Origin of the sequence: Methanobrevibacter sp. 87.7 (assembly GCF_002208625.1) — an archaeon.
Classification (GTDB): domain Archaea; phylum Methanobacteriota; class Methanobacteria; order Methanobacteriales; family Methanobacteriaceae; genus Methanarmilla.
This window is the reverse complement of record NZ_MRCT01000121.1, coordinates 1-5,852: the sequence shown is the minus strand read 5'-3', so window position 1 is coordinate 5,852 and position 5,852 is coordinate 1. Positions and strand designations below refer to the sequence as shown.

The 5,852-nt window shown below is 27.0% G+C and carries 1 protein-coding gene; it reads right to left on the bottom strand.

All coding sequences use genetic code 11. From position 1 onward, the window contains the following. Positions 1-18: 18 nt before the first annotated feature. Positions 19-5,586 (bottom strand): right-handed parallel beta-helix repeat-containing protein, encoded by a 5,568-nt coding sequence (locus BGI41_RS06295; RefSeq protein ID WP_088539596.1) that lies wholly within the window; start codon positions 5,584-5,586, stop codon positions 19-21. Positions 5,587-5,852 lie beyond the last annotated feature (266 nt).

The following is a 5,852-nucleotide window of genomic DNA, read 5'->3' as shown; positions in this document are numbered from 1 at the left end:
AAAAATAATACAATTTCACTAGACAATAACTAATTTAGAAGTTGTTGTTTTTGCTGCAAAAGTAGGATTCCCTGCAAATCTAGTAGTAACAGTATAAGTTCCTCTTTTATTAACTGAAACTTTAATAACTGCTTGACCTTTACTATTAGTTCTTGCAGTATAAGTTTTACCATTTACAACAACAGTAATTACTTTATTTACAGCATTAACATATTTTAATTTATTAGTAGCTTGTACACCTTTTAATGTAACAGTAATAGATTTAGTTTGAGCTGCAAGTTTATATGTAATTGTACTTGGAACAGTTAAAACTGTAGCTTTCTGAGTAATAGTAATCTTAGAAACTACAAAACTTCCAGTATAATTATCATCACCTAAAAATGCAACAGCAAAAGTGTAAATTCCAGAGTAAGCAAGATTAATTTGAAGACGTGCAACACCATTAGCATCAGTTGTTAAATTATAAACAACACCATTAAAACCAATAGAAACGGGTTTATTTGCTAAAGCTTTACCATTTGAATCCCTTAAAGTGACATTAAAGTAATCCTCTCTTTCACCATTATAGAAATCAACAGCAGTTTGATTCATGTCTTTACAAGTAATAGTTGTATTTAATCTTTCAGATACCCTTTTAATAAATAACATTCCAGAAGCATTAGAAGGTGCAAAATTATCATCACCTTCAAATCTTAAATCAAGATTGAATTTACCATCTAAACCACTAATATTAGCAATACCATTATCATCAGTAACAATAGTACCTACTTCAGTACCATTTATACTGTAAATAATATTAGCATTTGAAATTGGATTTGAATCTTCATCCACTAATTTAACAATAACATTACAATCATCATCAATATCATAACTAATACTAGTACCTTTAAGAACGTTTAAAACACCAGTTTTAACATTAACTTTATCTGAACTATCATAATCACCAGATATTAAATAAATACCTGAATCTTTAGGAGTATAATTAACAATAAATTCAGGACCAACTAATTCTTCATTACTAATAACAGTATTATTTACTTTTATAGATAATTTTCCTCCAGAAATTGAATTACCCATATCATCAGTTAATTTAGCAACAATTCCAAAAGTTTCTCCTTTTAATAAATTACTAGTTTCATTATTATTAAAAGTCACAAATACTCCATCAATAATACCATAATCATTATGAATAGAAGATGCACTACTATTAGCACAATTAATCATCGCATTATTAGATAAAGTTACAGTTCCATATTCATTATAAATAACAACACCTTGATTTTTAGCCGCAGTAACATCTTCAAAATAATTATTAACTATAGTAGCATTTGAAACTGATTCAATATAAATAGCAGAACCAGATTTTGCATAATTTCCAATAAATTTATTGTCAGCAACAAGTATACTATTATCACCTTCAATTTGTGCCAAATAGAGAGCAGCACCATAACTTGCAGTGTTATTAATAAAAGTATTATTTACTATAGTTGCAGATTCTCCATAGGATGGTAAAACATCAATAGCTCCACCCATTACACAATATTTTCCACCGTTTCCAATGAAAGTATTATTTGAAATATATGCATTATCACCTTGAATTTCAATAGCTCCACCATCACCCATATAACCAATACCAGACATGGTGTTGTTAATAAATGTATTATTAACTATTTTAACATTATCTCCACCAAGATGTATAGCTGCACCTTTACAATCAATTGTGTTATTTTCAAATAAACAAGATGAAACAATTGAATTGGAACCATAAACCATTAATGCACCATGATCAGTCCAATTACCACCATGATTATTAGTGAAATTAGAGTTTATAATAGATATTGAAGGTGCATATGCAGTTACAGCAGAAGATCCTCCAAAGTCAATTGAATAATTGTCATCAAAAGTACAATTAATTATTTGACCATTTCTTCCGCCTTTAGAGTAATCGAATAATCCACCCCAACTAACAGCACCACCATTTCTAGCAATGTTTCCTTTGAATACACTATTAACAAGGGTTCCATTATCTCCACTCCAATAAATAGCTCCTGCTTCAGAACTTCCAGTGTTATTTAAGAATGTACAATTTTCAATATTTACTTTAGAACCATTAATTAAAATTGCTCCACCAGTAACTTCACTACCATTAACAAAGGTAATTCCTGAAATAGCTACTTCAATGTTTTTAGTTGAAATATTAAATATTCTTCCTGATTGTTTAGCATAAACTACAACAGTACCAATACCATTAATAGTAATAGATCTGTTAATAATTAAATTAAATTCATTATATAATCCTTCATTAATAACAATTTTACTAGCATTATAATATTCAGCTAAATGTAATGCTCTGCTAATTGTTGCAACAGGAGTGTCTATATCACCAATATTATTGTCATCACCTTTAGTAGAAACATAAACAGTATCTAATTTTATTGCAGTATATTTTAATGTTAATTTTTGACCATCAATAGTAGAGGTAATAACATCATTTTCAATATCACCATTGTATTTTACAACAGAAACACCATTTACAAGTTCAGTAACAGGATTTGTAAAGTTTTCTGAAGGACTCCATTGAACATATCTTAAAGGTAAGTAACCTTCGAAAGCAGAAGTAGTTCCATTAATATCTTTAAGAGTATTTAATGTAGCATAAATATTACCATCTAAATCATTATATAATTGCATTATAATTCTATTATTAATAATTGCATTTGAACTAGGGAAAGAATTAGTTCCCCACCAATTATTATCAGCATAAATTACTGTATTAGAATCAACTGGAACATAGATTGGAGATGAACCAGAATTGGAATAAATAACAGAATTAGTAATGTTAACTACAGTACCATCATTATAATAAGATGCTAAAACAGAACCTGCATACTTTGCAGTGTTATTAATAAATACAGATCCGAATATAGTTATATTATTAGAATATGCCCATATTGCTCCACCATATTTTCCTGCATAGTTATTAATAAAATTACAATAATTTATTTGAATTGGAGATGATGATTGAATAGAAATAGCTCCTCCACCATCAAGACTTGTTTCTTCTGGAGCAGAATTGTTTGTAAATGTACAATTTTCAATAATAGCGCCAACACTACCATATAATTTTATTGCTCCACCACTACCATTTACATATTTATCAGTTGATTCGAAATAATATTGAGCAGTGTTGTTTGTGAAGTTAGAATTATAAATGTATATTTTACCAGCATATCCAGTAATAGCACCTGCACTTACAGCACAATTATTATAGAATAAAGAATTATTAATAATTACAGTACCATCACCATTATTATAAAGAACACCACCATACCATCCTTTATTACCATAAAAGATAGAATTATTAATTGTTACATTAGAATTATAATAATTTGAGAATACAGCACCATATGGAATTAAAGTAGTATTTCCATTAGTAAATGTAATATTATCAAATAATACACTTAAATTACCATTAATAAAGAAAATTCCTTTTTTACCACTAATTTGAGTAACAACTACTTTAGAAGGATTTACACCAACAATTGATACATTGTTTTTAACTGTGTAAGCAGAAAGTGGATAATTACCTTCTTTAAGAACTATTTTTTTATTACCTCCAAGAGCATCATTTAAGTTTAATGCAACTTGTAAAGATTTAAGAGGATTTTCTTCAGTTCCATTACCTAATTTATCATCACCATTTACTGCATCAACATATATAACATCAATATCTGAATAATTATCAGGAAGAGTTTCAACTATAGTTACATAACAATGACCACTTTGAATAGTAGAATAAGTATCTTGAGGTGCAAATACGATATCATAAGTTTTTCCTGGTAATAAATCAAAATCAGAAAGTTCAAACTTACAAGTACTTCCACTAATTATATTACCACCAGATACCATACGAGTACTTCCATCAATTGTTACATAAGTAATAGTAACTTGACAACCACTTAAACCAGTGTCAACTTCACCATAACTATCAACAACAGTTCCAATTACAGTACATGGTTCACCTTCAGTTAAGTTTACTTCTTCTGGATCCATTATGAAATAATATGAATAATTACCTCTAATTCTTATAGTGTTTTTTAAATCAGCAGTTCTATAAGTATCACTTTTAAGAACAGTAGTAACATTATAAATACCTAAAGGTAAATCTTTAAGATTTAAAAATACTTTACCATTTTCATCAGTAACTAATTTAAAATAATTATTTAAATTAGAACTAACCATAGAAATTGCAATTTTTTCACCAGAAATAGGATTTCCAGATTTATCAGTAAGAGTAACTACATAGTCTTTATCTTGTCCAACACTCATTTCAACATTAGAAGCATTCATAAATGCATTACCATCTAAATCAACTAATTGAGAACCACTAATATAAATAGTATCATCTGTACTTCCATTACCTGATACACAATTTTCATATTTATTATTACCTACATAAACATAAACTTTAGATGAAGAAGTAAGAGATTCTGAAGAATAAATAGCAGAACCATTAATTATAGCTTTAGAATTAGTGAAATTAGAATTTAATACACTGAAATTTCCACCATAATAACTTCCAATAGATCCTCCATTTTTAGCATAATTGTTATCAAATAAACAATTATCGAAAGAAACTAATTTGTTATTCATAGAAAGATATATAGCACCACCATAAGCAGCACTAGATTCAGAAATAGCACTATTATTTATAAAACTAGAATTAATAATATTTGATCTAGCACTAGCAATACTAAGAGCTCCTCCACTAGCAGCAGAACTATAAGTAAATCCATAACTACTAGTTACATTTTTTGCATAATAAGTATTATTAATAAAACTTGAATTAATAATATTCAAAGTTTCTAAACCATAATAGCCCCCAGTGAAATATATTGGACTATAAGAGTTATAACTTACCCCATTTACATAGTTATCTTTAATTACACAATTAATAATGTTAACATAAGAATAAGATGATTTAATAACAGAACTATAGTTACCATATGCATTAATCAAACTTAAATTCATGAATGTAACATTACATGAAGTTAAATTAAATAACCAGTCAGTATTTGTACCATCAATGAAAGTTTTATCTGAACCTGCACCAATGAAAGTTACATTGACTTTAGATAATACTAATTTAGTATTCTGTTGACCAGAAACTAAAACATTATCTCCAGATTTAGAATTAGAATAAACACCTTCACCAATATATACGGTTAAGTTTTGATCTTTATTATCGTCTAAAGCAGACTTAATATCATTATATTCAGTATCAGAAGCATTAGTTTTTACCTTACCTGATGAAACATCACCAAGAAGTTTATTAGAATCTTTAGAATTTTCAACAGTATTAAGTGATGAATCATCACTTATAGATTTTGAAGATAAATCTAAGCTTTCAGTTGAATATTGATTATTACTTGTTATATTAGAACTAGAAATATCTGATATTTCACTATTAGATGAAACTGAATTATTAGACACATCAGATGCACTAATAGATGAAACACAAGCAATAACTAAAAAGAATAATGATATTACTATAATAAATTTCAAGTATTTATTATTCTTTTTCAATTTTAAAACTCCTTATTTTTTAGTATCCTTAAAAATAGTTATAATTAATGTAGAAAATTTAAAAAATAAAAATCCGAATTAAATATATATTACAATCGTATCCTTTTATAAATTAAAAAACTATATCATAATATTTTAATAAATAAATAGAAATAGAACATAATATTATCAAATATATAAAATCATTATTATTTTAAAATTAATTACCACAATAAAACTTATTTTTAAAGATTAAAAATTACCGATATGTAAAACATATCAATTGG